A 26182-nucleotide genomic window follows, 5' to 3' on the forward strand; every position below is an offset into this window, starting at 1 on the left:
CGGAACCGCTTACAGCACCCGAACCTGACCGCTGTTGACGTCCCACCGTGCGTCGAGGCGCACGTTCGCGAGCATCCGGCGGTCGTGGGTCACCAGCAGCAGCGCTCCCGTGTAATCCTCAAGGGCTTTCTCGAGCTGCTCGATGGCGGGGAGGTCGAGGTGGTTGGTGGGTTCGTCCAGCACCAGGAGGTTCACGCCGCGCGCCTGCAACAGCGCAAGCCCGGCCCGGGTACGTTCACCGGGGGAGAGCATGCCCACCCGGGCGGAGGTCTGGTCCGCCTTGAGCCCGAACTTCGCCAGCAGGGTGCGGACCTCGGCTTGCGCCAGCACCGGCACAGCCGCTTCGAAAGCAGCGGCAAGAGAGGCGTCCTCGGCAAGCTGCCCGCGAGCCTGGTCGATTTCGCCGATCGCGACGCTGGCGCCCAGGGAGGCGGCGCCGTCGTCGGGCTGTTGATGCCCCAGCAACAGGCGCAGCAGCGTCGACTTGCCTGCACCGTTGGGCCCCGTGATGCCGATCCGCTCGCCCGCATTGACCTGCACTGACACCGGCCCCAGCGTGAAGTCGCCCTGCCGGGCAACGGCGGCGTTGAGCGTTGCCACCACGGCGCTGGAGCGCGGAGCGGAGCCGATGCTGAACTGCAGCTGCCACTCCTTGCGCGGCTCCGGAACCTCGTCCAGCCGGGCAATCCGGGACTCCATCTGCCGCACCTTCTGGGCCTGCTTCTCGGAGGACTCCATGCTGGCACGGCGGCGCAGCTTGTCACTGTCCGGGCTCTTCTTCATCGCATTCCGGACACCCTGGGAGCTCCACTCGCGCTGCGTCCGGGCGCGTGAAACAAGGTCCTGTTTCTTCTCGGCAAACTCCTCATACGCTTCGCGGGCATGCCGTTTCGCCACGGCGCGCTCTTCGAGGAAGGCGTCGTACCCGCCGTCGTACACCGACACCTGGTTCTGTGCCAGGTCCAGTTCCACCACGGTGGTGACGCAGCGCGCCAGGAACTCGCGGTCGTGGGAAACCAGTACTGCGCCGCCGCGGAGGCTGCGCATGAACGCCTCGAGGCGGGCCAGGCCGTCCAGGTCCAGATCGTTGGTGGGTTCGTCCAGGAGGACGACGTCGAACCGGCTCAGCAACAGCGCGGCCAGGGCAACCCGGGCAAGCTGCCCGCCGGAGAGTCCGGTGACCGGCGAATCGGCGGCGATGCCGGGCGCGACGTCGGCGAGGACCGCCGGGAGCCGGTCCTCCAAATCCGCGGCTCCCGAAGCGAGCCAGTGCTCGAGCGCCGCGGCGTAGCGGTCGTCAGCACCCTTGGCGGTTGTGCCAAGCTCTTCAGCCGCGCGCTCCATCGCAACGGTAGCCGCGGTGGCTCCGGTCCGGCGGGATATGTACTGCGCCACCGTTTCTCTGGGGGTACGTTCATGCTCCTGCGGGAGCCAGCCGACGAAGGCGTCCTTCGGCGAGGTCATCACCGTGCCCGCCAGTGGCTCGTCGACGCCGGCCAGCAGCTTCAGCAGCGTGGACTTGCCGGCACCGTTCGCTCCCACGACGCCTACGACGTCGCCCTCCGTGACGGTCAGGTCCAGATTGGAGAACAGGGTGCGGTGGGCGTGGCCGCCGAAAAGTGCTTTGGCCACGAGGGTTGCAGTCATGAATTCAGTCTAGAAGTGAACATGCCACCCTTGACCGGCCACTCCTACCGGGGATTAGGTAGATACAACGATGTGCTTTCACCGGCGGAAGGTAGACCCCTTGCTCACCAACACCGACGACGGCGTCCACGGCCCGGCCGAGATTGCCCATTACCTGCCGCCGCATTTCCTCGAGTCGTCCCTGCGCAAGGACGTGCTCGCCGGTCTGACGGCGACGCCGAAGTCGCTGCCCCCGAAGTGGTTCTACGACGACCGCGGCAGCGCACTGTTTGAACGCATCACAGGGCTTCCCGAGTATTACCCCACACGTGCCGAGCGGGAAATCCTTGAACGGTATGCGGAGGACATGGCCGCGGAATTGCCGGCGGACACGCTGATCGAACTCGGCTCAGGGTCCTCCAGCAAGACACCGCTGCTGATCTCGGCACTCCTGGAGCAGGGCCGCCTCCAGCGCTACGTCAGCGTGGACGTGAGCGACGCCGCGCTGCTGGGCGCCGGGGACCACCTCTCCGAGACCTTCCCACACCTTCAGCTGAGCCCGGTGGCTGCGGACTTCGAGCACCAGCTCCATGTCCTGCCGCGGGACGGGCAGCGCATGGTCGCGTTCCTGGGCGGCACGATCGGGAACCTCGATCCTGAGCACCGCGCAGAATTTCTGAAAGACATCCACGAGTTGTTGGGTTCCGGCGGCGGTTCGCTCCTGCTCGGAACGGACCTGGTCAAGCCAGCCAACATCCTGGTGCCCGCCTACGACGACGACGCCGGCGTCACAGCCGACTTCAACCGGAACGTACTGCGGGTGTTGAACCGTGAACTGGGTGCGGACTTCGACGTCGAAGCCTTCGAACACGTCGCCGCCTGGGTTCCGGAGAACAGGTGGATCGAAATGCGGCTGCGGGCCACCCGGCCCATGCTCGTCACCCTGCCCGGGGTTGACCTGGAGGTGAATTTCTCCGACGGGGAGGAGCTGCGCACCGAGATCTCGGCCAAATTCACACGGGACGGCATCGCGGATGAGCTCGAAGCTGCAGGCTTCCGCATCGCGGGGCAGTGGTGTGACTCCGAGGACCGGTACGCCGTGACCCTTGCCGAAGCGATCTAGCCGTGCAGACGCCGTTGACCGAAGAGGACGCAGAAGTCTACGTAGCCGCAGTCTGTTTCAAGACAGGTCCTCCGGGGAAGGTAGGGGTCGAGGTGGAGCGCACGGTCCACCTCGAGACCGACTCAACGGTCCAGGTCCCCGTGTCCCAGGTGCGCGAGGCCGTGCAACTCGCGGGCACACAGCTCCCCGGCGGTGGGGTGATCACCTTCGAACCGGGCGGCCAGCTTGAAATCAGCTCCGCCTGCGCGGAAGACCTTCCCGGCGTTATCGAGGCCACCCGCCGGGATCTCGCGTTCACCGCCGGCCTGCTGGAGGACGCGGGGCTCCGGTTCGGCGACCTCGCCTTGGACCCGCTCCGCAGCCCGCAACGAACGCTCGATCATCCCCGCTACGCCGCAATGGAGCAGCAGTTCAACCGGACCGGTTCAGCAGGCCGGACGATGATGTGTTCCACCGCCTCCCTCCAGGTCTCCCTCGACGCCGGCTCACCCGGAACCGGCCCGCTCAGCGCCTACCACCGCTGGCGCCACCTGCATTCCCTGGCCCCTCTGCTGACGGCCATGTTCGCGAACTCACCGTTTGTGAACGGCCGCCCGAGCGGCTGGCGCAGCGCTCGCCAGGCCGCCTGGCTCGCCATCGACAGCACCCGGACGACGGCGCCGGTTTGCTTCGCGGACGACCCCCGGCAGGACTGGGCGCGGTACGCGCTCGACGCAAAGGTTCTGTGCATTAGACCCGACGACGACGGCGGCACCTGGCTCACACCCCGGGACCTCACGATGCGGGACTGGCTGCGCGGCGCGGGTCCGCGGGCCGTGACGCGTGAGGATCTCGATTACCACCTCACCACCCTGTTCCCGCCGGTGCGTCCGCGCGGGTTCCTCGAAGTGCGGGTGATCGACGCCCAGGCGGGCGGTGATTGGGAAGTGGTGGCCGCCGTCGTCGTCGCACTGGTGGAGGACCCGCAGGCTGCTGCCCTGGCAGCGGAGGCGTGCCGCGATCTTCCCTCGCTGCGGATAGCGGCCCGCGACGGATTGTCCGATCCCAGCCTTGCCCAAGCTGCACTTACATGCGCCGACGCGGTGTGGGACGCCCTGCCGCGGCTCGGCGTGGATCCGGAAACGAGGGCGCGGGTCGCCACATTCATTGAGCGCTACGCAGCCCGCGGTCGCAGCCCGGCCGATGCCTGCCTTGCCGAATGGCGGCGCACCGGGCACATGCCGATGTTTGCACAAGGCGCCTGGAAGGAGCCTCTCCATGACCACCACAGCTGAACCCCTGGGCAGCGGGGATCTCCGCGCGGAACTGGCCAATCGGCTTGAGCGCGCCCGGAACCGGACGCTCGCACTGACCGATTACGACGACGGCGAGCTGGTGAAGCAGCATTCGCCCCTGATGTCGCCGCTGGTCTGGGACCTCGCGCATGTGGGCAGCCAGGAGGAGTTGTGGCTGGTGCGTGATGTCGGCGGGCGGCTGCCGCTGCGCTGCGACATCGACGAGATGTACGACGCCTTCCAGCACTCCCGGAGTAGCCGTCCCAGCCTTCCGCTGCTCTCGCCCACCGAGTCGCGGCAGTACATCGCGGAGGTCCGCGACAAGGCACTGGACATCCTGGACCGCACGCCCCTGGAGGGCAAGCCGCTGCTGGAAAACGGGTTCGCGTTCGGCATGATCGTCCAGCACGAGCAGCAGCACGCCGAGACGATGCTTGCCACCCACCAGCTTCGCGACGGCGAACGCATCCTCCCGGAGACTCCGCTGCCTGACACGCGCGGACTCGCCGAGCTGCCCGCGGAGGTGCTGGTGCCTGCCGGGCCGTTCACCATGGGCACCTCGATCGAACGCTGGGCGCTGGACAACGAGCGGCCCGCCCATGTGCTGGACCTCGCGGCCTACTGGATCGACACCACCCCCGTGACCAATGGTGAGTACCAGCAGTTCATGGAGGCCGGCGGGTACGACAACGCCGCATGGTGGCACCCGGACGGTTGGCAGCACCGGAACGAGACCGGCCTGCACGCGCCGAAGTACTGGCACCGTACGGATGGCAACTGGGTCCGGAAGCGGTTCGGCGCCGTCGAGCCCGTTCCGGCAGACGAGCCCGTGCAGCACGTGTGTTGGTACGAGGCGGACGCTTACGCCCGCTGGGCGGGCCGGCGCCTGCCCACCGAAGCCGAATGGGAGAAGGCCGCGCGCTACGATCCGGACAGCGGTCGCTCCCGCCGGTACCCGTGGGGCGATGAGGACCCCGCCCCGGACCACGCGAACCTCGGGGGAGCGGCGCTGCGCCCGGCTCCGGCCGGTTCCTATCCCGACGGCGCGTCGGCCCGCGGCGTCCGACAGCTCATAGGTGACGTGTGGGAGTGGGTATCCAGCGACTTCGAGCCGTACCCCGGCTTCAACGTCTTCCCCTATGAGGAGTACAGCCAGGTCTTCTTCGGCCCCGACTACAAGGTGCTGCGCGGCGGGTCCTGGGCCACCGACCCGGCGGCCGCCCGGGCGACCTTCCGGAACTGGGACTATCCCATCCGCCGGCAGATCTTCGCGGGGTTCCGGACCGCACGCGACGCCTCTTTGTCAGAGTCGGCGTAGCGTGTGCCGCCACCTGGCGTTCCTCGGGCCGCCGACCTCGCTCGCCACGCTTCTGCTCGTCCCCGAGCATGGGCTGCTCACGCAGTCCTGGGCGCCGCGGGAACAACGGTTCGGAGCAGTCAACGCCGACGGATTCGGTGTCGGCTGGTATGCGGCGGGCGATCCACGCCCCGCCCGCTACCGCCGCGCAGTACCGATGTGGGCAGACCCTTCCTTCGCTGACATCGCCAGGGTCACGACGACGACGGCGGCACTCGCGGCGGTGCGGTCGGCCACCGTGGGAACAACCCAGGACGAATCAGCCTCCGCACCGTACACGGACGGTAAGTGGCTCTTCAGTCACAACGGGCGCATTCACGGCTGGCCGTCGGCCGTCGAGCCGCTCGTCAACGCCATTCCCGCCTCGCGGCTCCTGACGATGGAGGCACATGTTGATTCGGCGTTGGTCTGGGCGCTGGTGCTGGAGGCGCTTGCCGCCGGCGAGAATCCGGACGCGGCGCTCGCCGGAACCGTCCGCAAGGTGCTGGCCCATGCCGAGGCACGGGTGAACCTGCTACTGACGGATGGACGGACCATCACGGCGACTGCCGCGGGGGACACGCTCTACTGGCGCTCCGGACCGGACGGGGTGTTTGTGGCCAGCGAACCGTCCGACGACGGCCCGGGATGGAACAGCGTGCCGGACAATTCCGTGCTCACGGCGACGGCGGACGGTGTTGACGTCCGGCCGCTGTGAATCAAGCCAAGGAGTTGCAGAACTGCGCCTTACAGGGGCAGCTCTTATCCGAACAATGTCTCGTTTCTAGGTGGCACCACTCTGTGGTGCTACTGCGGTAGCATTTAGGTATGAAACTCAGCGTCAGTCTGCCGGATGAGGACGTGGCAATCCTCGACGAGTTCGCTCGCTCAACAGGCCTTCCATCGAGATCCGCCGCGTTGCATCACGCCGTCGGAATGCTGCGCCTTCCCGAGCTCGAGCGGGACTATGAGGCCGCTTGGGATGACTGGGAAGCATCAGGCGATCACGCGACGTGGGATGCGACTGCGGCTGACGGGGTCGCCGATGCTGCGCGGTGAGATCCGGCTGGCCGACCTGGACCCCGTCCGCGGAAGCGAAGCCAACAAGCGACGCCCCGTTGTAGTCGTCAGCAACGACCGTGCAAACTCGGTCGCTGCTCGGCTCGGCCGCGGGGTGGTCACAATCGTACCCATCACCAGCAACACCGACCGGATCTTTCCCTTTCAGGCTCTGTTGCGGGCGGTCGCGACCGGGTTGCGGCAGGATTCTAAGGCTCAGGCCGAGCAGGTCCGCTCGATCACGGTCGAGCGGCTGGGTGCCGCCCTCGGGCAGGTTCCGGCCAGCGTCATGGCACAGCTCGACGATGCTCTGCGACTGCACTTACAGCTGTAGCGCGAAGCCGTCCCGGTGAAGGATCCTCTAGATTCACGAACCGTTGATCAGAGCCTGTCCCACACTGACCGCACTGCTCGTCGTGCTCGTGCAGACTACTGACTACTGGCCTCGGCTTGCTGAACTTGAAACGAGCCGGAGGCAAGTCGTACGCACCGTTCTGGCTATCGAGCACGCTCCATTACTGTTCGTCACCGTCCTCAATATGGTCGTAGGATGCCGCAGTTAGAGCAACGGCCACAATGTGCTTGCAAAACAACTGGCTATCGCTTTGTACAGGTGCATGACCATGAGAGGCCGTGCTCACCGACCCAGAGGTCGACGCGTCGGCTTTGGGTTGCGCTTTGGCCACCGCCGACTCGGGCTTGAATCCGATCCACATCGGCAGCAAACACCTGCACCGCGCCGTCCTCAGCCAACTCACGCCCCAATCGGATGTTCGATGGCGTTGCAAGGTCTTCGACGGCTTTGGAACTGGCCAATTCAACGAGTGAAGCCATGGGCCATTTTCTCATAGCGGGGTCTAGCCAGGCCTGTGCAGACCGGGATGCCTAGCGATTGGTCCGCTGGAGTTGCGTGAGCACCTCAACGAGCCGATCGATCTCCGCCTCAGTATTGAAGCAGTGCACCGAGGCCCGGACGGCTGTCGGTTCGTCCTCCAACGTGGCGTAAAGGACGGCGTCGGGCGTTGACGGCGCATGCTGCACCATCGAGACGTTGACGCGCTCGCGTGCAAGGTGTTCCTTGACCTCAGCGGGTGTCTTATGCCGGACGGAGAATGTCATGATGCCGTGCTGGGGCTCGGTGTGGAGTTCGACTCCGGGAAGTTCCGCCAGCCGGGCGTGCATGATGCCGGCGAGCTTCAGGATCCTGTCCCGGATCGCTTCAACGCCGAGCTCCAACGCGTAGTCCACGGCCCGCCCCAGTCCGAGCCTGCCCGCCATGCTCGCTTCCCGGCTCTCGAGCATCCTTGCTTCTGCCCCATGCAGGTCCGGATTCACGTAGGCGAACGCCGTTCCGCGCGGCCCCCGGAGGAACTTCCGCCCGGTGCCGACGAGGATGTCGCACCCGAGCTCAGCCACGTTCAATGGCATCTGCCCCACTGACTGGCAGGCATCCAGCGCCAACGGCACCCCCGCGTCCCGGCACAACGAACCGAACTCAGCGGCGGGGTTCACCGGTCCTCCGGTCATCGGCACATGCGTCAGCGCTACCAGGCCGACGTCGCCCGTGGCCAGCTCCTGCTGGAGGTGATCGACGCTGGGCTTGCCGCCGTCGTCGTCCTCCAGGACCACCAACTGCAGGTTGCGATGCCGCGCGAGCCGGCGCAGGGCGAGAACGTTGCCGGCATACTCCGTCCGCGCCAGCAGGACCCGCGGTGCCGTTAGCGATAGGGCTGACACAGCGGCGGCCCACGCGTTGGAGCCGCTCTCCGTCAAGGCAATGTCCCCAGGATTTGCCCCGATCAGCTGGGCGAGAGAGACGCGCACACGGTCAAGGTTCGGCGCAGCCTCCGCCGCTGCCTCGTAACCGCCGATTTCCTCTTCCCGCCGAAGATGCCCGACGACGGCGTCCGTCACCTGCCGCGGCATCAGGGAGCTGCCGGCGTTGTTGAAGTGGGTGACCTTCCCTGCGCCTCCGGTATCTGCGCGCAGTTGGGTGAGGTTGAGTGGCATGGGACCATCGTGTCATTCGACGGCGGTGGGGTGGGACGACATGGCATCATCGAAGCATGAGTCCGAAGAGCCGAACACGAAAGCCCAAGTCCGCGGCCAAGGACAAGCGTCGCCAGAGCGGTCCTCCTGCCAACCCCTTGGCCGAGCTGTACCGCAGCATGGCGCCGCGAGTCGCAGAGTATGTTGGCCACACGTCGTCGCGGTGGACCGAGGAGTTGCTCTCTGACCTCTACTCGGCCATGCATGAATCCACGAACCTCGGTCCCGGAATCAACACCCGCATGTTCAGTGACTGGGTGCGCTACGTTGAACGACAGCGCGAAAGGCCTGCCGCGGCGATGCTGTGGGCCATGGCGCAGGTTGCCGACGCACCGGCGGATGCGGAGGCGGCTGCGGCCGCGCAGCGTTTGGAGGACGCCGGCGTCGAAGCTCCCGCATGGCTTGCACCGCTGCGTAAGCTCGAAGCCACCGAAGCCTGGAAGCTGACGGACGTTTTCGGCGATTTCGTCGAGTTGATCATTGAGTTCCGTACGGGGCGGCGCAAACACGGGATCTGGATCAGTATCGACACGAACCATATGGGTGGCTACGCAACAGACCTGAGTGCCGATGACAGTGCGCGCGGACTCGTGAAGAGCGCCGAAAGTTTCCTGACCGAATTCGGTACGCCGGTGCACGTCGAGCCGCTGCTGTTGAGTGAGGCTCGACGGCTGGGAATTGCCGCCATCGAGGCAACGGATGTCACGAGCGACCCCGATATTGGTCCCGAATACGATTCGCGGAGGGCGTTCGTCCTGAGCCGGCTGCTCGCGATCCCGGGCGGCGACGTCGTCGAACTCGACAATTACCGCACGCCGAGCGAAGCCGAGGAAGCCGCCGAGACTGAAAGAATCGAAGCGGAGGACGAACGCCTCATTGCCCAGTTCATGACTTATGTCCAACAGAATCCTGCGCATCCGGAGTCCCTGGACATCGAGGAACCATTCTCCCGGCTCGCTGACCTTGCGCTCATGTACGGAAGAAATTACGACGACGGCCGGTTGACCCGGGTGAGTCCCGAAAAGATCAGAAACTTCGCTGGATGGTTTCTTCCCCGGAAGGTCCTGCTCGAAGAGGCGGAGAAGGAAGCGCTCCCGTATTTCCTTGACGCGTGGGTCGACTGGTGCGTAATCCAACAGAACTTGCCGGATTTTGCCGCGGAGGTGATCCTGCAGTCGGCTGGCGCCGCACTTCATGCGGTGGACGAAGCGATCGAGAACGGCGAGGACCTTTCTTCACCCGGTGCGGCCTTCCTCGAAGGCGTGGACATCGAAACCCTCGACGACGCGAACGAGGTCATCGCACGTCGGCAGCTCGCAATGCCCTACTACGGCACCCGGATCGGCGGCGAGGACTATCCGAGGCTCAACCCGAACCGATCGGACGAATTGCGGTTGCTGGTGCTCGGCGAGCTGCCGGAGCTTCACGGCGTGGGTAAGAAGGAATATCCGCGAAGCGCCGAACCGGATGGCACACCCGTCTGGCATGGGGCCCTGCGCGAGCTGGTGGTTTCGCAGCTCTGGCATGAGGATCCGCCACAGGTGTGGGAGGCTGCTCAGCGGCTGCAAACCCAAGGGCTGGACCGGTCAGGGATCCTTGACCGTCTACAGGTTGCGTTGGCCGGTCACGTTGACGCGGCAAAACTTGGGCCGTTGACCGACGGGGCGAGGACGGATGCGGTGCAGCTAACCGGATACATCGCCGCCCTCAACGCCGTCAGCGCCGGGAACCGCAAGGGTGGCCACCTTAGACCGGTGTAGAGCCGTCTCAGGGAACTGCAGTTCGCCGTCCTTGTAGACCTGCCCGATCATGGTGCGAAGCCGCGGCAGCTGCCCGGCTGATTCCAGCAGCCCATCCAGCACGACGGCGTCGGCGAGGTAACCCGGGGCCAGCCTGCCCACCGAGTTCTCCGGAGCAATAAGCTCGCCCGCGACGGACGTGGTGGCGGCCAGTACCTGGTCCAGGTTCATCCCGGCGTCGGCCATCAGGGGAAGTTCCTCGAGGTTCTCTCCGTGGACGCCCACTCCGGAGTCGGTTCCCATGGCGATCTTCACGCCGGCTTCGACGGCGCGCGCCACGGAGCGGCTATGATCCTCAGCCACTCGCTTGGCCTTCTCGATCACCTGCGCAGGAAGTCCACTGGCGCCGGATTCGCCCTTGTGGATAACGGCACGGGGCGCGGCGAGGGTAGGTACCAGGTAGGCGTTGGTGTCCAGGAACAGCTGGATCGCCTCGTCGGTGAGGTAGATGCCGTGCTCAATGCTCCGTACGCCTGCCCGTAGAGCGTTGACGATTCCCGCTGTGCCCTGAGCATGCGCCATCACATACTTGCCCTGCAGCTCAGCTTCTTCGACGATGACTGCGATCTCAGCCGCAGTGAACTGCGAGTGCCGCGGGTCAGTGGAAGGGGAGAGGACCCCACCCGTGGAGCAGATCTTGATCTGGTCAGCACCGGCCCGCAGCAGCTGGCGGGTGACTTTGCGGACCTCCTCGACGCCGTCGGCAATTCCGCTGGGCCGTCCGGGGTGGGGTCCCAGGGCTGGAGAATCGATCCCCGACGGCAGCCAGAAATCACCGTGCCCGCCCGTCTGGGACATGATGCTGATCGCAAGCCGAAGTCGCGGTCCCTTGATCAGCCCGCGCTCAATGGCCTGCCCGGCACCGAGGTCTGCCCCGCCGGCGTCGCGCGCCGTGGTGATGCCAGCACGCAGGGTAGCTTCCAGGTTGCGTACGGATTCGTAGAACTGCAGCGAAAACGGTTCGGCGACCGCCTGGATGGAGCCCGGATTGGAGGTGGTTGCGTGAATGTGCAGGTCGATCAGTCCGGGAAGCACGGTTCGCCCTGAACAGTCCACCACCGTTGCGCCGGCATAGTCCGGTGAGCTGCCTGCGTCTGAACCCACCGCCTCGATGGTGTTACCGCGGAAGACGACGTCGGTGGGCCCGGAAAGGAACCGTTCGCCGTCGAACACATGGCCGCTCCGGAATACGGTAAGGGTTGAGGTCATCTACCCACAGTAGTAAGGCCGCTGCGGCGTAGGTAAGTTGGCGAGAACAATGTTCGACGCAGGCGCCCACTCGGGCGGGCACCGGCGTCGTACTGGGCGATTAGCGGACGAGTGCAAAGCCGCTGGTCCACTGGATCTTCTCGCCGGCGGCGAGGGTCAGCTGGAGGAAGCCGAGCGACTCAAGCTCACGCGCCCGAGCCAGCGAACCGGCGTCGACGGCGTCCACTCCGCCGGCCTTCACAGCCTCGGCGAGGGTGTTCTTGGCGTCGGCGTCGTCACCGGCGATCAGCACGGTGGTCTGGTTGGAGCCGACCGATTTGGAGCCGAGCGTTGCCGCGAAGGTCGTGTTGAACGCCTTGAGGACCTTTGACGATGGCAGTGCTGCGGCGAGCTCGGCGGCGGCCGAGCTGTCGGCCGGCACCACGAGGGAGTCGAAGGTCTCGAAGTTCAGCGGGTTGGTGATGTCGACGACGATCTTGCCGGCGAGCTGGTCACCGAACTGCGCGGTGATGTCCTTCAGCGCGGGGTAGGGGACGGCGAGGACGACGACGTCGCCATTGACGGTGGCGCCGGTGCTGGAGGTGTCGATGTGCTCGACGGACGCGCCGCCTGCTGCGACAACTCCCTCGATAGCGCTGCCCATGTTGCCCTTGCCGAAGATGGTGAACGTAGTCATGAGAAACTCCTCTGGTCGTTTGCTTGCAGGTACAACAAACACACTAGCAGTGTTTAGTTGTAGGTGCAACTATTGGGTATGATGTGGTTATGGCGGATACGAAATGGCTGACGGAAGTAGAGCGGACGGCGTGGTTGCGGACGGCGGCTGTTCTCGAGCTGTTGCCGGGGGCGCTCGACGCTCAACTCGCCCGCGACGAAGATCTGACGCACTTCGAATACTTTGTGCTCGCGTCTCTCTCCGAGGCTCCGGGGCGCACGGTGCGCATTACAGCCCTTGCCTCTCTCACGAACGCAACGCTGCCGCGGCTTTCCCGTGTGCTCACCGGCTTGGAGAAGAAGGCGCTCGTGGAGCGCAGCGCGTGCAGCGCGGACCGCCGAGCGAAGAACGTCACGCTGACTGAAACAGGCTGGGCGAAGGTGGTTCAGTCCGCGCCGGGCCATGTGGAAAACGTCCGCGGCCTGGTGTTCGATCAGCTCACAAGCGAGCAGGTGGAGCAACTATCGGCTATTGCTGCGGACCTTTTGAAGAGGCTCGACCCTGAGGGACGAATGTTTGCGTCGACGGGGGAGAACGCACAAGGGAGATAGCAAGCTGGTCTGCGCACCCGAAACAGGCCAGCGCCTCCGTAATATCAGGCGTAGGCGATTGCTAGGCTCCTCACGTGAGCAAGAGCGCCGAGAGCGGCTCCCGGAGCGGGGTCAAAACGGATGTGACGTCATCGACGTAAACGTGATCATCGCGCTTGTGGGAGCGACCGTGCTGATTGGTATGGGCACCTTCCTTCGACACCGCGTCCTTCTCTCGCCGGAGTTTTGGTCCGGGTTTGAGAAGCTGGCCTACTTCGTGCTGCTGCCGTCCCTGCTGGTTACCGGCCTTGCCCAGGCCGACTTCGCGTCCATCGAACCGGGTCCGATGGTCCTGGTGCTGACCGCCTCCGCCACCTTCTCGACGCTGCTCGCCTACCTCGCCCGGCGGCCCGCGGCGGGCAGGAACGGGCCGGCCTTCACTTCGGTGTTCCAGGGAACAGTCCGCTTCAACACCTACATCGGCGTTACGACGGCGGCGGCGCTCTTCGGCGCGGACGGCATCGCAATAGCCGCGCTGGCCAACGCAGTGCTCATACCGTTTGGCAACCTTGCCTCCACTATCGCCCTCGCTCACTACGGGCACCACAACCTGCGCGGAACCGCCGTCGTCCAGGCAGTGTTCCTGAACCCGCTGATCCTGGCCTGCGCCGTGGGTTTCGCGGCAAACCTTCTCGGTTCGGTGCCGGCGCTCTCCGGGTTCCTCGAAACACCGGTACCTGCCGCCGGCCTGCAACTGGTGGCGACCGTCCTCGGACTGCTGGGCGGCGCAGCACTGCCGGCCGGACTGTTCTGCGTCGGTGCGGGGATGCGAGGCAGACTCTTCACCCGACAGTCGCTTCGCCCGGTGGCGACGGCGCTTCTCCTGCGGTTCCTTCCGGTGCCCGGTGCGACACTGTTGCTTTGCGTCCTGCTGGGATTTACGGGACCAGCCGCCGTGGTCTGCGTGGTCTTCCAGTCGCTACCTACCGCCACTAGCTCCTATGTGTTCGCACGACGCCTGGGCGGAGACGCCGCGCTCATGGCGCAGATCACCGCAGCCCAGACCGTGCTCTCCGCGGCGGTGCTGCCGGGATGGATCCTCATCGCGCTGACGGTGCTGACACCCTAGGATCGAAACCATGGGTACTTCCGAAGGCACCGAGCTGGTCACACTCGCTGACATCGAGGCGGCGGCTGAGCGAATTAGCGACCTTGTCCTGCGAACGCCGCTCATCCAGCTCCCGCATCCGCAGCACCCGGACGAGGTACTGCACTGCAAGGCCGAGTCACTTCAGCCCACCAGCGCCTTCAAGCTGCGCGGCGCGTACAACACCATTGCCCAGGTGCTCGACCAGGCCCGCGAAAACGGGATCGTGGCGCAATCCTCAGGCAACCACGCCCGGGCGGTGGCGTGGCTGGCGCACCGGCTTGGGCTGCGCGCCGTCATCGTCATGCCCGACGCCGCACCGTTACCCAAGATCGACGCCGTTCGTGCGCTTGGCGCCGACGTCGAAATAGTTCCCTCCGCACTGCGCGACATTCGTGCGCACGAACTCGCCGAGCAGCACGGCTACGTCCATGTTCCGCCCTATGATGATCTGCGCATCATCGCCGGGCAGGGAACCGTGGGCCTGGAAATCATGCAGCAGTTGCCGGAGGTGGACACGGTTCTGGTTCCCGTCTCCGGTGGCGGGCTGATCTCCGGCGTCGCCACAGCGGTGAAGGCCCTGAAGCCCGGAACCCGGGTGATCGCCGTCGAGCCCGAACTCGCCGCGGACGCCGCGCAGAGTTTCCGCGAAGGCCGCCGAATCACCTGGGAGCAGGAACTCACGTACCGTACGGTCGCGGACGGGCTGCGCACGCCCGCCCTCGGCCTGCATCCGTGGGAGCACTTCAAGCGCTACGTCGACGACGTCGTCACCGTCACCGAAGACCAGATTCTCGCCGCGATGCGCCACCTAACCCTCGCCGGACGGCTTGTGGTCGAACCGTCCGGCGCGGTGGCGACGGCTGCGTGGATGCACAATATCGTGCCCTCGACCGGCACCGTTGCCGCCGTCGTCTCTGGTGGTTCAGTGGACCCGGCCCTCCTGGCGAGGGTGCTTCGCCAGGAGGTATAGCTCCTACGCCGCGACCCGGCCCAGGAACTTGCCGATCCGTGTTTGCAGACCGGCTATCTGGCGGGTGACGACGACGCCGGGGTCCGGGTTGATCTCATTGGCCGGCGGTTCCCTCCGGACGTTCGCTGAGCAGATGAAGTCCGCGCAGATGAGCGTTCCGACTGTGTTGCCGTTGCGCCCGGACTTGCCGCCGCGCCGCGCGACCCAGAGCAGCACGTCTTCCTTCGAAAAGACGTCCCGGCACATCTCGCACAGCACGGTCCGGTTCTTCTTCGCACCACCCTCGGGTGCGCGGAGCAGGAGACCGGTCAGGCCGCGTTCGGTCGGGACGATCACGTACGCGCGCAGCGGCATCTTCCCATCCCGCCACCCGAGGAAGTCGAGGTTCTTCCAGTCCAGGCTGTCGAAGTTCGGTGGGATATTGAGCTTGGCAACCTCGGAGCGGGTCGCGTTGATGAACGACGAACGGATTTGGCGGTCACTGATTTTTTCCATGGGGGTGGTGCCTTTGCAGGTGGAGGAGTGTCTGGGGCAGCGAAGTGCCGGCTCAACACGTGCATCAGCGTCCGGAACGGGGCGTTCAGGAAGTCTGGAAAGGGTCTGTTTACCAAGTCCGGAACGGAGCGTCCCGGAATATGAGGGCAGGGGAGTGCCCGGTGTGAGAGCCGGCTAAGCGGTTTCCTCACAGCAGGCCACGGCGGCCACCTCGCTCACCATGGCAGCGTTGACCGGTGCGGTCGACAGCATGTCCATTCCCCTAGATCAGTAGTTCCTGCGTGTGCATCTTCGCAGGAAACTGCGCCGAACAGCAAGGTGCTCACATCGGAATGAGGTGCGCCCCTATGAGCTCGCTGCTCTCGATCAGGCCGATTGATCCGCTTGCGACGCCTACGACGAGGTCGAAAGCAGCATCCGTGGGGAAGTTGTGTCGAAATCCGTTCAGTCCAAGAAAGACGACCATGAGGGTCCAAGCGGTCCTCTTGTTGCCATCGATCAGTGCATGATTGCGCGCCACGGATTCCAGCAAGGTTGCCGCCTTCAGGGGAAGCCCCAAATAGGCTTCCTCGCCCGCCACCGTAGTTGCCGGGCGTGCGAGAGCGGATTGGAGCAGACCTACATCCCGCATATGGAAACCGAAATGCTGGACGACGTAGAGCGCATCCTCCAGGTCCACATAGGTGCTCACGCGTCTTCTAGGCGTTTCAACAGTTCGGCATCGTGTGTACTTACAAACTGAAGAGCGGCGTTCACCATATTGCGCCTGGCATGACGCTCAACTATGAGTTGAGCGCCCTGAAGGAGCAACGCACTCTTCGACGTGTGGTTTTCACTGGCAATTTCGTCCAATTGCCGATCAAGTTCTTCGGGTATCCGGACATTCATGGCCATACCACAATGGTACCAGCGAGAAGGGCGCGCTCACTAGCCGCCCGTCTGCGCCTCATCCGACCCACCCGAAACCCGGCCGCTCGACTTCTGCAACCGGTCAATGTGCTCCGACGCCTGCGCCTTCGTGATGTCGGCCGGGATCTCTTCGCCGGCTTCGCGCGCAAGGGTGTCCAGGTAGCTCCGCTGCGCATCGGTCATCGGTTCATCCCCGGTGACCCACTCCTCAGGGTCACGGGTGAAGCCGTCCTGCGGCTCCGGCGTCGGGCTTCCCAGTGTTTCATCGGACATGATCTGCTCCTTCGATAGTGGGTGTGCTAGGTGGCTTCGGGTGGGAGGGCTTCGTGGTGGGCACGGCCATGCGTGCGTCGGTCTTCCTTCATTTCGGCTTCGAAGAGGTGGCGTTTACCCTCAACGAGTTGGTCCCGCGCACGCTTTTCGAGGGCCTTGAACTCGTCGTAATAGTGGTCGTCGTAATCCTCGACAATCTGGAACGTCCACCGACCCTCGATGACGTTCCGCCCAACGATGTCGCGCTCAACTTCGTCCGCCAGTTCCGCGTGCCCGGCCTCGCGCAGCAGATCCGCAGCCTCACCGAGGGCGAGGTCCGCCTTGCCGGTCAAACGGTGAAACCCGTACAGGTAACCCCGCGCATGCTCCGCGACTTCAAGGGCTTCCGAGAGCTTTCCCAGCGCCTCAACCGTCTTGTCCGATGCCGCGGCGGGCCGCTGGTGCGCACTGTCCGGACCGCCCGATTCCGAGATAGTCATGCTGCTTACCATATACAGCGCGCATGCATGATGTGGAGTACGACGACGGCGCTTCCGCCACCTAGGCGCGTCGCGTCGCCCACGGGTCGTAGTCAACCTCAAGCGGTTCCTGCTCGGGCCGCTCAGCCTCAGACACGTGCTGCAGATTTACCCGGACCCGATACCAGAGCGAACTCGACCCACGCATCCCATCCACGAGCACGTCCGCCGGAGCCAGCGACCGGACCACCTCCGGATGCCTACCCTTCCACCGCTCAAGTCCCTCCAGTGCTTCGGGCTTTGTCTTTGCCCGGGCGATCTCAATGAGCGGCATGGTCGACTGCCGTCTGCTTGACCCGTCTCCGGAACGCGGTGGTTTCTCGGCCGGACCCAGCTCCTCGGCGAGTGCGAGCAGGGCGTCCAGTTGTCCGGCGTCGTCGTCAATCCCGGCGTGTGGGTCGCCCAGGCGGGCGAACCGCTCGAGCACAGTCGGCACAGTGAACTGCTCCGGGCGTGCTTGGGGAACCTCGTCCCAGTCAAGCGGCGTGGAGACCCGTGCGTCCGCCAGCGGGCGGACCGAGTAGGCCGACGCCACCGTGCGATCCTTCGCGTTCTGGTTAAAGTCCACGAAGACGCTTTCGCCGCGCTCCTCCTTCCACCAGCGTGCGGTGGCGAGCCCGGGCGCACGGCGTTCCACCTCGCGAGCGAACGTCTCGGCGGCAAGGCGCACCTGCCGGTAGTCCCAGCGGGGTTCAATGCGCACGAGGATGTGCATGCCGCGCGAACCCGAGGTCTTCGGCCAGCCGGCCAGTCCGACGTCGTCGAGCACGTCACGCGCGATCATTGCGACGTCCACAATCTGCGCCCAGTCAACACCCGGCATGGGATCGAGGTCGATGCGAAGCTCGTCGGGATGGTCTAGGTCATCGGCGCGAACCGGGTGCGGGTTGAGGTCGAGGCAGCCGAGATTCACTACCCAGGCCAGGGCTGCGGCGTCATTCACGACCACCTCCTCCGCCGAGTTGCCCGAGGCGTAGTGCAGCGTTGCGGTCTCGATCCACTCTGGCCGCTTCTCGGGTGCCCGCTTCTGGAAGAACGCCTCCTCCTCGATCCCCTTCACGAAACGCTTCAGTACCATCGGCCTGTTGGCAACACCGCGCAGCGCACCGTCGGCGACCGCGAGGTAGTAGTGAACCAGGTCCAACTTGGTGAGGCCGGACTCTGGAAACACGATCTTGCCGGGATTGCTGATGCGCACCTCACGCCCTTCAACCTCGAGGAGTTCGGCGCTGTTCTTCGTGGGAGTCACACCATCACCAAAGCACAAGGGCGTGCCGGGCGGAACCCCACCATGGCGCACAACGCTCGGCGCGGGGCCCTCGGTCAGTAAGCTCGACTTATGCGAACCTCCAGCGGTAGCGGCACCGGCGCTGAAATTACGACGACGCCGGACCTCCGCGCCATTCAGCGCCGGACCGTCCGCGTACTGATTCTCGGGCAGGTGCTTGGTGGTATCGGCATCGGGTCGACGCTCTCGATCGGCGCTGTGCTGGCTGCAAATATCGCTGGTTCGGAGGCACTTTCCGGTGCTGCCGCGACGCTCAGCACGCTCGGTGCGGCGGCCAGTGCCATCCCGCTCGCACGGCTGGCGCAGCGGCTGGGTCGTCGTCCGGCGTTGGCTACCGGCGTCGTACTCTCGGCGTCCGGCTCGTTGGTGACCATCGGCGCGGCCGCCCTGTCCTCGTTCCCGTTGCTGCTGCTCGGATTCGCGCTGCTCGGTGTCGGCACCGCCGTGAACCTGCAGTCGCGGTTCGCAGCCACCGACATCGCGAGCCCGGAGCACCGTGGACGCGACCTGTCACTCGTTGTCTGGTTCACCACCATTGGGGCGGTGCTGGGTCCGAACCTGTTCGGCCCGGGCGAGGAGATCGCGGAGGCCTTCAATATGCCGCCGCTGACCGGTTCGTTCGTCATTGCCGTCGGCGCGCAGATCGCTGCCGCGGCGGTGTATCTGGTGGGGCTGCGGCCGGATCCCTACCTGCTGAGCCGCGATGCGCCGTCGGACGCTCAAGGCGACGCCGCCCCGGGCCGGGTCCGCGGCAGGGGAGCGTTGATCTTCGCGATCGGTTCTATTGCGGCGAGCCACGCCGTGATGGTGTCGGTCATGGCGATGACGCCGGTCCATCTGGTCAACCACGGCGTCACGCTGACGATCGTCGGCCTCACAATTAGTCTTCACATCGCCGGGATGTTCGCGTTGTCACCGCTTTTCGGCTGGTTGAGCGACAGGTTGGGACGCGTAGGCACCATCCTGATAGGGCAGGCACTCTTCGCTGTTTCGTTGGCCGTTGTGGCCTTCGGCGAAGAGGATCCGGTGCTGGTCACGGTGGGGCTGATTCTCCTCGGGCTCGGTTGGAGCGCGTCAACGGTATCCGGTTCGGCACTCGTTGCTGATCTGGCCACGGGTGCTGCCCGGGCCCGCATCCAGGGCCGCACCGACCTCATCATGAACCTCGCCGGGGCAGTCGGCGGCGCAGCCGCCGGTTTCGTCCTGGCGTGGGTTGGCTACTCGGGCCTGGCGTGGGCGGCCGGTGTGCTGGTGCTCCTCATTGTGGCGGGCGCGACGACTATGCGCACCGCCCGCCCGCTGCCCGCCTGACCCATTCAGCGGGAGCTCAGCTCATGTCTGCATAGCGCTTGGCCTGGGCGAGTGCGTCCCGCAACTGGCCGGCGTCGTAATCGGGGCCGTAGCCGGGAGTGTCGCGCTGGAAACGCCAGCCTTCGGCGAGTGGTCCGGCGTCGACAACATCGAATCCGAACTCGTCGATCAGCGCCGTGACGAGGCGCTTGGCGTCGTCGTCCCCGGCGATCGGCAGGGCGCGGCGGTTCGGTGTGCCGGCGGGTGTCGGGCGGCTGGTCAGCTCGCTGGCGTAGATGTTGTTGAACGCCTTGACGATGCGCGCGCCCGGAAGCTGCCGTTGGAGGAGTTCGCTGGTGGTCGTCGATTCGTCGTCGAGCCCGGCGATCTGCCCGTCACGCTGCGGGTAGTAGTTGTTGGTGTCGATGACGATCTTGCCGTCCAGCGGAGCGGCCGGCACGTCGCCGATGGCGTGAAGGGGGACAGTCACAACGACGACGTCGCCCGCTTCCGCCGCTTCCGTCACGGTGTCGGCGCGGGCGTGGTCGCCGAGTTCGCTGATCAGCTCCTGCAGAGTTTCGGGGCCGCGGGAATTGCTCATGACGACGTCGTAGCCGCTGCGGACCGCGAGACGCGCTAACTGGGAGCCGATGTTGCCGCTGCCGATGAAGCCGATGGTTTTCACGTTGGTATCCATGCGCAGTACAACCGGATGACGTCGGAGGTATTCCTCTGGGTTGTTTTGGCTGTGTCACGGAGGTGGATGGGGCGCCGTACCCTACGCTCTGAGTATTCTGTCTTTACTCACGCTGGAGAATCATGGCGAAGCCAAAGCCGTCCGAGTCGCCGACCGTCATCGGATTAATCCTGCTCATTCTCGGAGGAGTCATTACTTTCCTGGCAGCCAAACCAGGTGGATACTGCGGGCTGAGCGAGAATCGGAGGTCAGTCGCGCGGATTAAGCCGCTTTCCGATTATCGTTTCGGTAGCTCCGGATCTGGTAGATGAGTGCGATCGTTCCGATGATCGGGATCAACGGGAAGATGAACTGGGCGGTCCCGATGATGTACCAGAGCGTGATGCCCCACAGGACTGTAAGGAAGACCGCGAAGGCAATGATCTGGTTCCTGGTCGGTTTCGGTCGTTTCTGTATAAGGCCGGCGTCCCGGAGCCGCTGATGTTCCCGCCACGCGGAAATGCTCAGCGGAATGAAGATCGCCAGAAATGTGCCGATCAAGAGCGCCTGTTCTGCCACATCATGAAGCTGCAGTTGATGCAGACCAAGGCTTAAAGCGGGATTAAGAACCAATACCCAAATGACAGCCGCAATGATTAGCGAGCTACGTCGGGGACGGCGTGGCTTGTCGAGGGATGGTATGCCGCCCGTGTTGTTCGTGGCCATTTGCGCTTCAGAACGCTTCAGGGAAGAAGATGGCGCCAACTACCGCGATTGCGCCGATGAACATGAAACCGCAACCAACCAAAGCTGTCATTCCGGGGGTTGCGCGGGCGCCGGGAGTTCCGTGACGCCCTTGCATACTCGACAATCGCTGGGCAACGCTACGGCGTGCAAGTACCATGCCGAGCCCGAAGCAGATGCCAAAGATGCCCGTGAGAAGAAGCCCCCAAAATTCCTCCATGAGTTGATATTAGGCGGGAATTACGCCTGCCCGCATCCGAAGAACGGGGAATTGCAGTCCGGAAGGGATTATCCACAGATTTCCCCGTCGCCATGAAACAAAACGTTTGTTGTGTTATGAACCGCTCCCGTACGCTTTCGGAACCACCACTCGTACGGGGGCTCACATGAATCGTCAGTCGCTACCGCCTGCCCAAAAACAGCAATCGACCCGGCCGCCGGGTAAAGCCAAAGCGTCAACATTGGTCGTTGCCGGGTTCGGTTTGTTCCTCATGGTCATGGGTCTCATCACGGGCGGCGCCGGGGGCGCCATCGTGATGGCCGCCATGCTTGCCCTGTTCACGGGTCTTTACACCCTCATGACTGGGCGCGCTTCGTGGGCTCGTTTGGCCGGACGTAAGGCGGGATCGATAGTCGCGGCGGCGAGCGTCGTCGCAGTGATCGTTGGCGGCGCCCTGTTGCCGCCCGCCGATGACACGGTCCCCACCGCGACCGCCGAGCAAACAGAAAAAGCGGAGCCGTCGAGCGCGCCCAGCGAATCCGCTACAGCCAGCCCCAGCGCGTCCGCGACACCGAAGCCGAAGCCCTCTCCCGACGTCGCACCTCTTGAAGGCGATGAGATCGTCGAGCCCGACGGCGACGCGCATGCTCCGCAGGAACAGCCGAAGTACGGCGTAAAGGCGCTCGCCCTGCTCGAAACACTGCCGGTCAAGGGCCGTGCCCCGAAAACGGGATACGACCGGGACCAATGGCCAGCCTGGGTACGCACCGCATCTGGACGGTAACAGCGACGGGGTGGGCTGCGAGTAGCTTTTGCAGCCCACCCCGGCTGGGGGCGATATGTCTTTTCTCGAAGTGCCTTCGCTGCACGCATTGCATGCGTTGAGAGCAGTGCAGTCGTTCCGCGAAAAGGGTACCCGTCCCGAGCGCCCCTCCCGATCAGCTTCTGCGATCCCAACGAAGGCAGGGGCTCGACCCGAAAACAAGGTGCGCACCAACCAGTGAGACAAACAGTGCAAGTCACGGGATGGCACAATCGCACTCATGACTGAATTAGTCCCCGGCCTGCAACTGCACGTGGAACTCGCGGACTCTGAACCGCCTATCGAACGCACCCTCGTTGTCCCCGCGAGCATCCCGCTGAGCGACTTGCACCTGTGCCTGCAGGCGGCATTCGGCTGGGAGAACCGGCACCTGTACCAGTTCGTTGTCGGCGACAGTTTTCGTGGCGAGCGGACATTCAGTGACGTGGAGGCGGCTTTTGAGCTTGAGGTCGAAGACGCATCACGCTTCACGCTCGGTGAGTTAGTCGCCGGGAATGAGGAACGGTTCGTTTATGAGTACGATTTCGGCGACCAGTGGGACCACCTCATCACCGTCGCGGATAACCAGCCGGTTCCGTACGCGCACCTCGAATGCTCCACCGGCAACAACCGCGGCCCCGTAGAGGATTCCGGTGGCATCCACGGGTACATGAACCTGTCGGCGGCGCTGCAAAAAACCCACGGTGAAGACGCGTTAGCTGCGTCGGAGTGGTACGAGGCAGTGACCGGACAGACTGCCGCTACTTTCGATCCGGCCCGCGTTAACCTGCCAGGAATCAATGCCAACCTGGAGCTGCTGTCCCAATTGATCTGGCGGCGGCCGGTCGCGCCCGGGGTAATCAAAGACGTTGTTCGCCCGGTGCAGTGGCTCCTGCAGCGGGTTGGGGCGGAGGGTATGGAGCTGACGAAGGACGGGTATCTCAAGCCAGCCGTCGTGCAGGAGATCATGACCGAGTTGGGCTGGGAAGACCGCTGGTACGGCAAGTTCAACCGGGAGAGCCAGACCCTGCCCGTCCTGGATCTGCGCGAGCAGGTGCAGGAGTGGAAGCTTTTGCGCAAGTACAAGGGGAAGCTCGTCCGCACGCCGCTTGGCAGGAAACTGGTCGACAACGACGCCGCCCTCTGGGACTACCTCGCCACGAGCATCGCGCGTCCCGGGAGGGACGCCGCGGAACTGGTGAACGCCGTCGTCGTACCCTGGCTGGTGGGCCATGAGCCTCCGGCGCGCGAACAGCGGGCCGAGATTGTGGCTGAGATCCTGAACGCAAGCGGCTTCAGGGTTGACGGCAGAACTGTTTCGGCAACCGACGGACGCATCCTCATTCGCGACACCATACGGACCTTGGAATGCCTAAACGTGTTCAGAAGCGTCGAGGTCATGGAGAGCCCAGACAAATTGTCCGACGGCGGACGGCAGTTCCTCTTCGACGTCCAGCGGAAGCAGCACAAGCGCGAACCGCAAAGCTGACCTTGCCCCACCGCAGGCGCCCTCGGAATACTGGAGGGACCACCAGGGAAGCGCAGGTAGCCATGAATGAGGACAACGAACGCACCCGACGCATGCAGCGGGTGGCCGAATACCGTTCCGCACGACGCTCCGGCAGCGACGCCGCTGAAGCGCAGGAGCAGGTCGACGACGACGAAGAGGGCAGCGCTCCCATCACCGACTTCGCCGCCAAGGCCGATTTCGAAATCCGGCAAGCCACCGCCCGCGGCGACTTCGACAACCTCAAGTACGCCGGCAAACCGATACCGGGGCTGGGCGCCACGCTCGATCCGGACTGGTGGGTAAAGGGTCTGATCGAACGGGAACAACTCTCCGGCCTCGCACCCGCCCCGTTCAGGCTGCGCAGGGAAGACGGGGAGCTGGATTCGGAGCTCGACCGCCAGTACAGCGAGGCGAAGGTTCGCGAACTGCTCGAGGACTTTAACCGCCAGGTCATCGAAGCTCGCAGGCAGCTGCTTGGCGGTCCACCCGTGGTCACCAAAACCCGCGACGTCGAAACGGAGATCGCACGCTGGCGTGAACGACGCGCCGTCCACGCGGCGCAGGGAGAACATGCGCAGGGGGACCAGGAAGACCAGGGCGGGACCCCGGGGAAACCCCAGAGGGAGGAGGCGAGGCGCTCACCGTGGTGGCGCCGTCGTCGTACTTAGGGAGCTAGGCAGAGTCCTACCAGAGCATGCGTTTAATCCGTCGCGACAAGGTCCTGGTACTCGGGATGCCGCTCGATGTACGCAGCAATGAACGGACACAGGGGAGCAGCCTGGAGGCCGCGTGAGCGCACGTCGTCCAGTGCATACCGCGCGAGCGTGCTGCCGGCGCCGCGGCCCTCGAAGGCGGAGTCGACTTCGGTGTGCGTGAAGATGACCCGCGAGTCCTTCAACCGGTACTCCGCGAAACCAGCCGGCTTGCCGTCGAGGCTGATCTCATACCGCCCGGCGTCGGAGTTATTGGAAACTTGTGCGTCTTCGTTCTTGTCCACGGCCCCTCCAGATAGTAAGTAGACTGTTTACCTCAGGCTACGGGCGTCGGTCCGCGGCTACAACCCCAGCGCTGAAGCGGGGGACGGATACCGAGCAGAGGTGGATCGACGTGGCAGACGCTATTGATGAGGAGTCGGTCCGGCACGAGCTGCAGGACCTGGTGCTTGAGAGCGCCGGGATCAGGGAGTTCCTCGACGGCATGGTGCAGCTCGCTGCACGCGAGCTTTCCGCAGCAACCGGCAAGACCATCTACGCCGCCGTCACCCTTCTCAGACCCAAGCACGAAGCAACCGTCGCTAGCAGCAGCGACGAGGCGAAAGCCATGGACGAGATCCAGTACGCGTTCGACGACGGCCCGTGTCTCCGCGCCGCACGTGAGCAATACACCGTGGTGGTGGAGGATTTCCGGACTGAGGATCGATTTGGGGATTATACGGACGCGATAGTCGGGCACGGGCTTCGTTCGGCCCTTGGAGTCCCCGTCATCCTCGAAGGAGCGGCGAACGCCGGACTCGACCTCTACTGCCGCGAAGCGCGCGTCTTCAATGGTGGCCACATCGAGGCGGCAGAAAAGTTCGCGCACAAGGCATCCCGATCCATGCAGCTCGCGTTGCGCGTAACAACCCTGGTGGAGCACACCGACAACCTGACCGCCGCTATGGAGAATCGCACAACCATCGACCTCGCCGTCGGCATCATCATGGGCCAGAACCGGTGCAGCCAAGGGGAGGCAGCCAGCATCCTCAAGGCCGCATCCAACGCGCGCAACGTCAAGCTGCACACCGTTGCCGCGGCGGTTGTCGCGTCTGTGAACGACGTCGGCCCCGCCACGCATTTCGACGCCTAACGCGCTGCCGCCGCCACATCGCTGTCGGCATGGCGCCGATTATGCCGGTAGCGCAGATGTCCGAGCAGCGTCACCGTAACGGTCAGCACCGCCGAAATTGCTACGCCCACCCACAGGTCGATCAGCAGCGCGAATCCGCCCGCCACAGCACCGAGACCGATCAGCAGGATAGCCAGCGCCCGGCGGACCCAATACTTCCCCTTCCCGCCTGCGAGCCGCGAATCCGACGCGAACCCCGTGATGGTCGAGGTCACGACGACGGTGGTAATCTCCGCAACCTTCAATCGCTTCGCGGCGGCGGCCTGAATCCCCATCACCGTTGCGAGCCCTGAGGTAACAGTGCTGCCCAGCACCTCGTCAGCACTGACATCCACGAACCCGACGACGACGGCAATCGCCGCAGTGCCCAGCGCCACCGCCCCGAACGCCACCGTGGTGCGCGCCGACCATCCTTCGGGCGCCTTCCGCAGCATCCGCCCGGCGAGCAGCGCGCCCACCATGAAGAAGAGCAGCGCAAGGGCTGGCCGCAGAACGGGGAGGTCGTTTCCGCCGGCCACAGCCATTCCCAACAGCACCACGTTGCCGGTCATGTTGCCCGTGAAAACCCGGTCGAGGCCTAAGTACCCGACGGCGTCCACCACTCCCGTTGAGAACGTGAGCACCAGCATCAGTGCCAGGTGGAGGCGGTCGGTCGGCACTCGCGCGGTTGGCATTCGGGTTCCCTTCGTGGGCGATACTTGAATCGAACGTATACGAAGCCTAGGCTTCTTCT

30 protein-coding genes are annotated in these 26182 nt (G+C 64.9%); 15 read left to right on the forward strand and 15 right to left on the reverse strand.

What is annotated here, in order from left to right; all coding sequences use genetic code 11:
- Positions 1–9: 9 nt before the first annotated feature.
- A complete protein-coding gene (locus tag BJ994_RS03200) occupies positions 10–1647 on the reverse strand; it encodes an ABC-F family ATP-binding cassette domain-containing protein (RefSeq protein WP_167991415.1) in 1638 nt (545 codons plus the stop codon).
- Between the two features lie 100 nt (positions 1648–1747).
- Between BJ994_RS03200 and egtD the strand changes: the two genes are divergently transcribed.
- The 6 genes from egtD to BJ994_RS03230 all read left to right on the forward strand — a co-directional run bounded on the left by egtD (position 1748) and on the right by BJ994_RS03230 (position 6752).
- Positions 1748–2749, forward strand: coding sequence for an L-histidine N(alpha)-methyltransferase (gene egtD / locus BJ994_RS03205; RefSeq protein WP_245192235.1), 1002 nt, complete (start codon positions 1748–1750; stop codon positions 2747–2749).
- Positions 2750–2751: 2 nt separating this feature from the next.
- On the forward strand, positions 2752–4023 hold the full coding sequence (gene egtA, locus BJ994_RS03210) for an ergothioneine biosynthesis glutamate--cysteine ligase EgtA (protein ID WP_167991420.1): 1272 nt from the start codon (positions 2752–2754) through the stop codon (positions 4021–4023).
- Entirely contained in the window at positions 4007–5341 is a 1335-nt protein-coding gene (egtB, locus tag BJ994_RS03215; RefSeq protein WP_167991423.1) for an ergothioneine biosynthesis protein EgtB, read from the forward strand. The genes egtA and egtB overlap by 17 nt, the downstream gene beginning before the upstream one ends.
- A 1-nt stretch (position 5342) precedes the next feature.
- Positions 5343–6077, forward strand: a complete 735-nt coding sequence (egtC, locus tag BJ994_RS03220) for an ergothioneine biosynthesis protein EgtC (RefSeq protein ID WP_167991425.1) — start codon at positions 5343–5345, stop codon at positions 6075–6077.
- A 110-nt stretch (positions 6078–6187) separates the two neighbouring features.
- The gene (locus tag BJ994_RS03225) at positions 6188–6418 is read left to right on the forward strand and encodes a ribbon-helix-helix domain-containing protein (RefSeq protein ID WP_167991428.1); all 231 of its coding nucleotides are present in this window, start codon (positions 6188–6190) and stop codon (positions 6416–6418) included.
- On the forward strand, positions 6405–6752 hold the full coding sequence (locus BJ994_RS03230) for a type II toxin-antitoxin system PemK/MazF family toxin (protein ID WP_167991430.1): 348 nt from the start codon (positions 6405–6407) through the stop codon (positions 6750–6752). The genes BJ994_RS03225 and BJ994_RS03230 overlap by 14 nt, the downstream gene beginning before the upstream one ends.
- Before the next feature lie 551 nt (positions 6753–7303).
- Here the strand turns inward: BJ994_RS03230 and BJ994_RS03235 are convergent.
- Positions 7304–8428: an aminotransferase class V-fold PLP-dependent enzyme gene (locus tag BJ994_RS03235; RefSeq protein WP_167991433.1), complete on the reverse strand. Its 1125-nt coding sequence runs from the start codon at positions 8426–8428 to the stop codon at positions 7304–7306.
- A 56-nt stretch (positions 8429–8484) separates the two neighbouring features.
- On the opposite strand from BJ994_RS03235, the gene BJ994_RS03240 reads away from it, so the two are divergent.
- Positions 8485–10227: a hypothetical protein gene (locus BJ994_RS03240; RefSeq protein ID WP_167991436.1), complete on the forward strand. Its 1743-nt coding sequence runs from the start codon at positions 8485–8487 to the stop codon at positions 10225–10227.
- Here the strand turns inward: BJ994_RS03240 and BJ994_RS03245 are convergent.
- Together BJ994_RS03245 and BJ994_RS03250 are read right to left on the reverse strand one after the other, a co-directional pair.
- On the reverse strand, positions 10153–11475 hold the full coding sequence (locus tag BJ994_RS03245) for a metal-dependent hydrolase family protein (RefSeq protein ID WP_167991441.1): 1323 nt from the start codon (positions 11473–11475) through the stop codon (positions 10153–10155). The two genes, BJ994_RS03240 and BJ994_RS03245, sit on opposite strands and share 75 nt — an antisense overlap.
- 100 nt (positions 11476–11575) lie before the next feature.
- Positions 11576–12151, reverse strand: coding sequence for an NADPH-dependent F420 reductase (locus tag BJ994_RS03250; protein WP_167991444.1), 576 nt, complete (start codon positions 12149–12151; stop codon positions 11576–11578).
- Between the two features lie 89 nt (positions 12152–12240).
- Between BJ994_RS03250 and BJ994_RS03255 the strand changes: the two genes are divergently transcribed.
- The 3 genes from BJ994_RS03255 (at position 12241) to BJ994_RS03265 (ending at position 14840) form a co-directional block, all read left to right on the forward strand.
- The gene (locus BJ994_RS03255; protein ID WP_167991446.1) at positions 12241–12741 is read left to right on the forward strand and encodes a MarR family winged helix-turn-helix transcriptional regulator; all 501 of its coding nucleotides are present in this window, start codon (positions 12241–12243) and stop codon (positions 12739–12741) included.
- A 142-nt stretch (positions 12742–12883) separates the two neighbouring features.
- Entirely contained in the window at positions 12884–13849 is a 966-nt protein-coding gene (locus BJ994_RS03260) for an AEC family transporter (RefSeq protein ID WP_167991449.1), read from the forward strand.
- A 10-nt stretch (positions 13850–13859) separates the two neighbouring features.
- On the forward strand, positions 13860–14840 hold the full coding sequence (locus BJ994_RS03265; protein ID WP_167991451.1) for a threonine ammonia-lyase: 981 nt from the start codon (positions 13860–13862) through the stop codon (positions 14838–14840).
- Positions 14841–14843: 3 nt separating this feature from the next.
- Here the strand turns inward: BJ994_RS03265 and BJ994_RS03270 are convergent, their stop codons facing one another.
- The 6 genes from BJ994_RS03270 to ligD all read right to left on the reverse strand — a co-directional run bounded on the left by BJ994_RS03270 (position 14844) and on the right by ligD (position 18284).
- A complete protein-coding gene (locus BJ994_RS03270; RefSeq protein ID WP_167991454.1) occupies positions 14844–15335 on the reverse strand; it encodes an FBP domain-containing protein in 492 nt (163 codons plus the stop codon).
- Between the two features lie 322 nt (positions 15336–15657).
- A complete protein-coding gene (locus BJ994_RS03275; protein ID WP_167991456.1) occupies positions 15658–16026 on the reverse strand; it encodes a type II toxin-antitoxin system death-on-curing family toxin in 369 nt (122 codons plus the stop codon).
- Positions 16023–16229 (reverse strand): hypothetical protein, encoded by a 207-nt coding sequence (locus tag BJ994_RS03280; protein ID WP_245192236.1) that lies wholly within the window; start codon positions 16227–16229, stop codon positions 16023–16025. The genes BJ994_RS03275 and BJ994_RS03280 overlap by 4 nt, the downstream gene beginning before the upstream one ends.
- 33 nt (positions 16230–16262) lie before the next feature.
- Positions 16263–16517, reverse strand: coding sequence for a DUF3072 domain-containing protein (locus tag BJ994_RS03285; protein WP_167991458.1), 255 nt, complete (start codon positions 16515–16517; stop codon positions 16263–16265).
- A gap of 26 nt (positions 16518–16543) precedes the next feature.
- Positions 16544–16996 (reverse strand): hypothetical protein, encoded by a 453-nt coding sequence (locus BJ994_RS03290; RefSeq protein WP_167991461.1) that lies wholly within the window; start codon positions 16994–16996, stop codon positions 16544–16546.
- A 61-nt stretch (positions 16997–17057) separates the two neighbouring features.
- Positions 17058–18284: a non-homologous end-joining DNA ligase gene (gene ligD, locus BJ994_RS03295; protein WP_167991463.1), complete on the reverse strand. Its 1227-nt coding sequence runs from the start codon at positions 18282–18284 to the stop codon at positions 17058–17060.
- 90 nt (positions 18285–18374) lie between these two features.
- On the opposite strand from ligD, the gene BJ994_RS03300 reads away from it, so the two are divergent.
- Complete coding sequence (locus BJ994_RS03300; RefSeq protein ID WP_167991466.1) at positions 18375–19634, forward strand: MFS transporter; 1260 nt, start codon at positions 18375–18377, stop codon at positions 19632–19634.
- A gap of 16 nt (positions 19635–19650) precedes the next feature.
- Here BJ994_RS03300 and BJ994_RS03305 read toward each other — a convergent pair whose 3' ends face one another.
- From BJ994_RS03305 to BJ994_RS03315, 3 genes are all read right to left on the reverse strand, one after another.
- On the reverse strand, positions 19651–20310 hold the full coding sequence (locus BJ994_RS03305; RefSeq protein WP_209066566.1) for an NADPH-dependent F420 reductase: 660 nt from the start codon (positions 20308–20310) through the stop codon (positions 19651–19653).
- 261 nt (positions 20311–20571) lie between these two features.
- On the reverse strand, positions 20572–20868 hold the full coding sequence (locus tag BJ994_RS03310; protein WP_209066573.1) for a hypothetical protein: 297 nt from the start codon (positions 20866–20868) through the stop codon (positions 20572–20574).
- Between the two features lie 154 nt (positions 20869–21022).
- Entirely contained in the window at positions 21023–21253 is a 231-nt protein-coding gene (locus tag BJ994_RS03315; protein WP_167991471.1) for a hypothetical protein, read from the reverse strand.
- A gap of 277 nt (positions 21254–21530) precedes the next feature.
- Between BJ994_RS03315 and BJ994_RS18065 the strand changes: the two genes are divergently transcribed.
- The 3 genes from BJ994_RS18065 to BJ994_RS03330 all read left to right on the forward strand — a co-directional run bounded on the left by BJ994_RS18065 (position 21531) and on the right by BJ994_RS03330 (position 24233).
- Positions 21531–22037, forward strand: a complete 507-nt coding sequence (locus BJ994_RS18065) for a hypothetical protein (protein ID WP_245192237.1) — start codon at positions 21531–21533, stop codon at positions 22035–22037.
- Between the two features lie 259 nt (positions 22038–22296).
- On the forward strand, positions 22297–23544 hold the full coding sequence (locus tag BJ994_RS03325) for a plasmid pRiA4b ORF-3 family protein (protein WP_167991473.1): 1248 nt from the start codon (positions 22297–22299) through the stop codon (positions 23542–23544).
- Positions 23545–23606: 62 nt separating this feature from the next.
- Positions 23607–24233: a DnaJ family domain-containing protein gene (locus BJ994_RS03330; RefSeq protein ID WP_245192238.1), complete on the forward strand. Its 627-nt coding sequence runs from the start codon at positions 23607–23609 to the stop codon at positions 24231–24233.
- A 32-nt stretch (positions 24234–24265) separates the two neighbouring features.
- On the opposite strand, the gene BJ994_RS03335 is transcribed toward BJ994_RS03330, so the two are convergent.
- Positions 24266–24562, reverse strand: coding sequence for a GNAT family N-acetyltransferase (locus BJ994_RS03335; protein WP_167991474.1), 297 nt, complete (start codon positions 24560–24562; stop codon positions 24266–24268).
- Between the two features lie 110 nt (positions 24563–24672).
- Between BJ994_RS03335 and BJ994_RS03340 the strand changes: the two genes are divergently transcribed.
- A complete protein-coding gene (locus BJ994_RS03340) occupies positions 24673–25410 on the forward strand; it encodes a GAF and ANTAR domain-containing protein (protein WP_342450259.1) in 738 nt (245 codons plus the stop codon).
- Here BJ994_RS03340 and BJ994_RS03345 read toward each other — a convergent pair.
- A complete protein-coding gene (locus BJ994_RS03345) occupies positions 25407–26123 on the reverse strand; it encodes a YoaK family protein (protein WP_167991475.1) in 717 nt (238 codons plus the stop codon). The genes BJ994_RS03340 and BJ994_RS03345 overlap by 4 nt on opposite strands.
- Between the last annotated feature and the right edge of the window lie 59 nt (positions 26124–26182).

Origin of the sequence: Arthrobacter pigmenti (genome assembly GCF_011927905.1) — a bacterium.
GTDB classification, from domain to species: domain Bacteria; phylum Actinomycetota; class Actinomycetes; order Actinomycetales; family Micrococcaceae; genus Arthrobacter_D; species Arthrobacter_D pigmenti.

Excerpts from the sequence above, each read along its gene's own strand:
- BJ994_RS03200 (WP_167991415.1), bottom strand. The coding sequence starts at position 1,647 with ATGACTGCAACCCTCGTGGCCAAAGCACTTTTCGGCGGCCACGCCCAC.
- egtB (WP_167991423.1), top strand. The coding sequence starts at position 4,007 with ATGACCACCACAGCTGAACCCCTGGGCAGCGGGGATCTCCGCGCGGAA.
- BJ994_RS03225 (WP_167991428.1), top strand. The coding sequence starts at position 6,188 with ATGAAACTCAGCGTCAGTCTGCCGGATGAGGACGTGGCAATCCTCGAC.
- BJ994_RS03230 (WP_167991430.1), top strand. The coding sequence starts at position 6,405 with ATGCTGCGCGGTGAGATCCGGCTGGCCGACCTGGACCCCGTCCGCGGA.
- BJ994_RS03235 (WP_167991433.1), bottom strand. The coding sequence starts at position 8,428 with ATGCCACTCAACCTCACCCAACTGCGCGCAGATACCGGAGGCGCAGGG.
- BJ994_RS03240 (WP_167991436.1), top strand. The coding sequence starts at position 8,485 with ATGAGTCCGAAGAGCCGAACACGAAAGCCCAAGTCCGCGGCCAAGGAC.
- BJ994_RS03245 (WP_167991441.1), bottom strand. The coding sequence starts at position 11,475 with ATGACCTCAACCCTTACCGTATTCCGGAGCGGCCATGTGTTCGACGGC.
- BJ994_RS03250 (WP_167991444.1), bottom strand. The coding sequence starts at position 12,151 with ATGACTACGTTCACCATCTTCGGCAAGGGCAACATGGGCAGCGCTATC.
- BJ994_RS03255 (WP_167991446.1), top strand. The coding sequence starts at position 12,241 with ATGGCGGATACGAAATGGCTGACGGAAGTAGAGCGGACGGCGTGGTTG.
- BJ994_RS03265 (WP_167991451.1), top strand. The coding sequence starts at position 13,860 with ATGGGTACTTCCGAAGGCACCGAGCTGGTCACACTCGCTGACATCGAG.
- BJ994_RS03270 (WP_167991454.1), bottom strand. The coding sequence starts at position 15,335 with ATGGAAAAAATCAGTGACCGCCAAATCCGTTCGTCGTTCATCAACGCG.
- BJ994_RS03280 (WP_245192236.1), bottom strand. The coding sequence starts at position 16,229 with ATGGCCATGAATGTCCGGATACCCGAAGAACTTGATCGGCAATTGGAC.
- BJ994_RS03285 (WP_167991458.1), bottom strand. The coding sequence starts at position 16,517 with ATGTCCGATGAAACACTGGGAAGCCCGACGCCGGAGCCGCAGGACGGC.
- BJ994_RS03290 (WP_167991461.1), bottom strand. The coding sequence starts at position 16,996 with ATGACTATCTCGGAATCGGGCGGTCCGGACAGTGCGCACCAGCGGCCC.
- BJ994_RS03300 (WP_167991466.1), top strand. The coding sequence starts at position 18,375 with ATGCGAACCTCCAGCGGTAGCGGCACCGGCGCTGAAATTACGACGACG.
- BJ994_RS03305 (WP_209066566.1), bottom strand. The coding sequence starts at position 20,310 with ATGGATACCAACGTGAAAACCATCGGCTTCATCGGCAGCGGCAACATC.
- BJ994_RS03315 (WP_167991471.1), bottom strand. The coding sequence starts at position 21,253 with ATGGAGGAATTTTGGGGGCTTCTTCTCACGGGCATCTTTGGCATCTGC.
- BJ994_RS18065 (WP_245192237.1), top strand. The coding sequence starts at position 21,531 with ATGGGTCTCATCACGGGCGGCGCCGGGGGCGCCATCGTGATGGCCGCC.
- BJ994_RS03325 (WP_167991473.1), top strand. The coding sequence starts at position 22,297 with ATGACTGAATTAGTCCCCGGCCTGCAACTGCACGTGGAACTCGCGGAC.
- BJ994_RS03330 (WP_245192238.1), top strand. The coding sequence starts at position 23,607 with ATGAATGAGGACAACGAACGCACCCGACGCATGCAGCGGGTGGCCGAA.
- BJ994_RS03345 (WP_167991475.1), bottom strand. The coding sequence starts at position 26,123 with ATGCCAACCGCGCGAGTGCCGACCGACCGCCTCCACCTGGCACTGATG.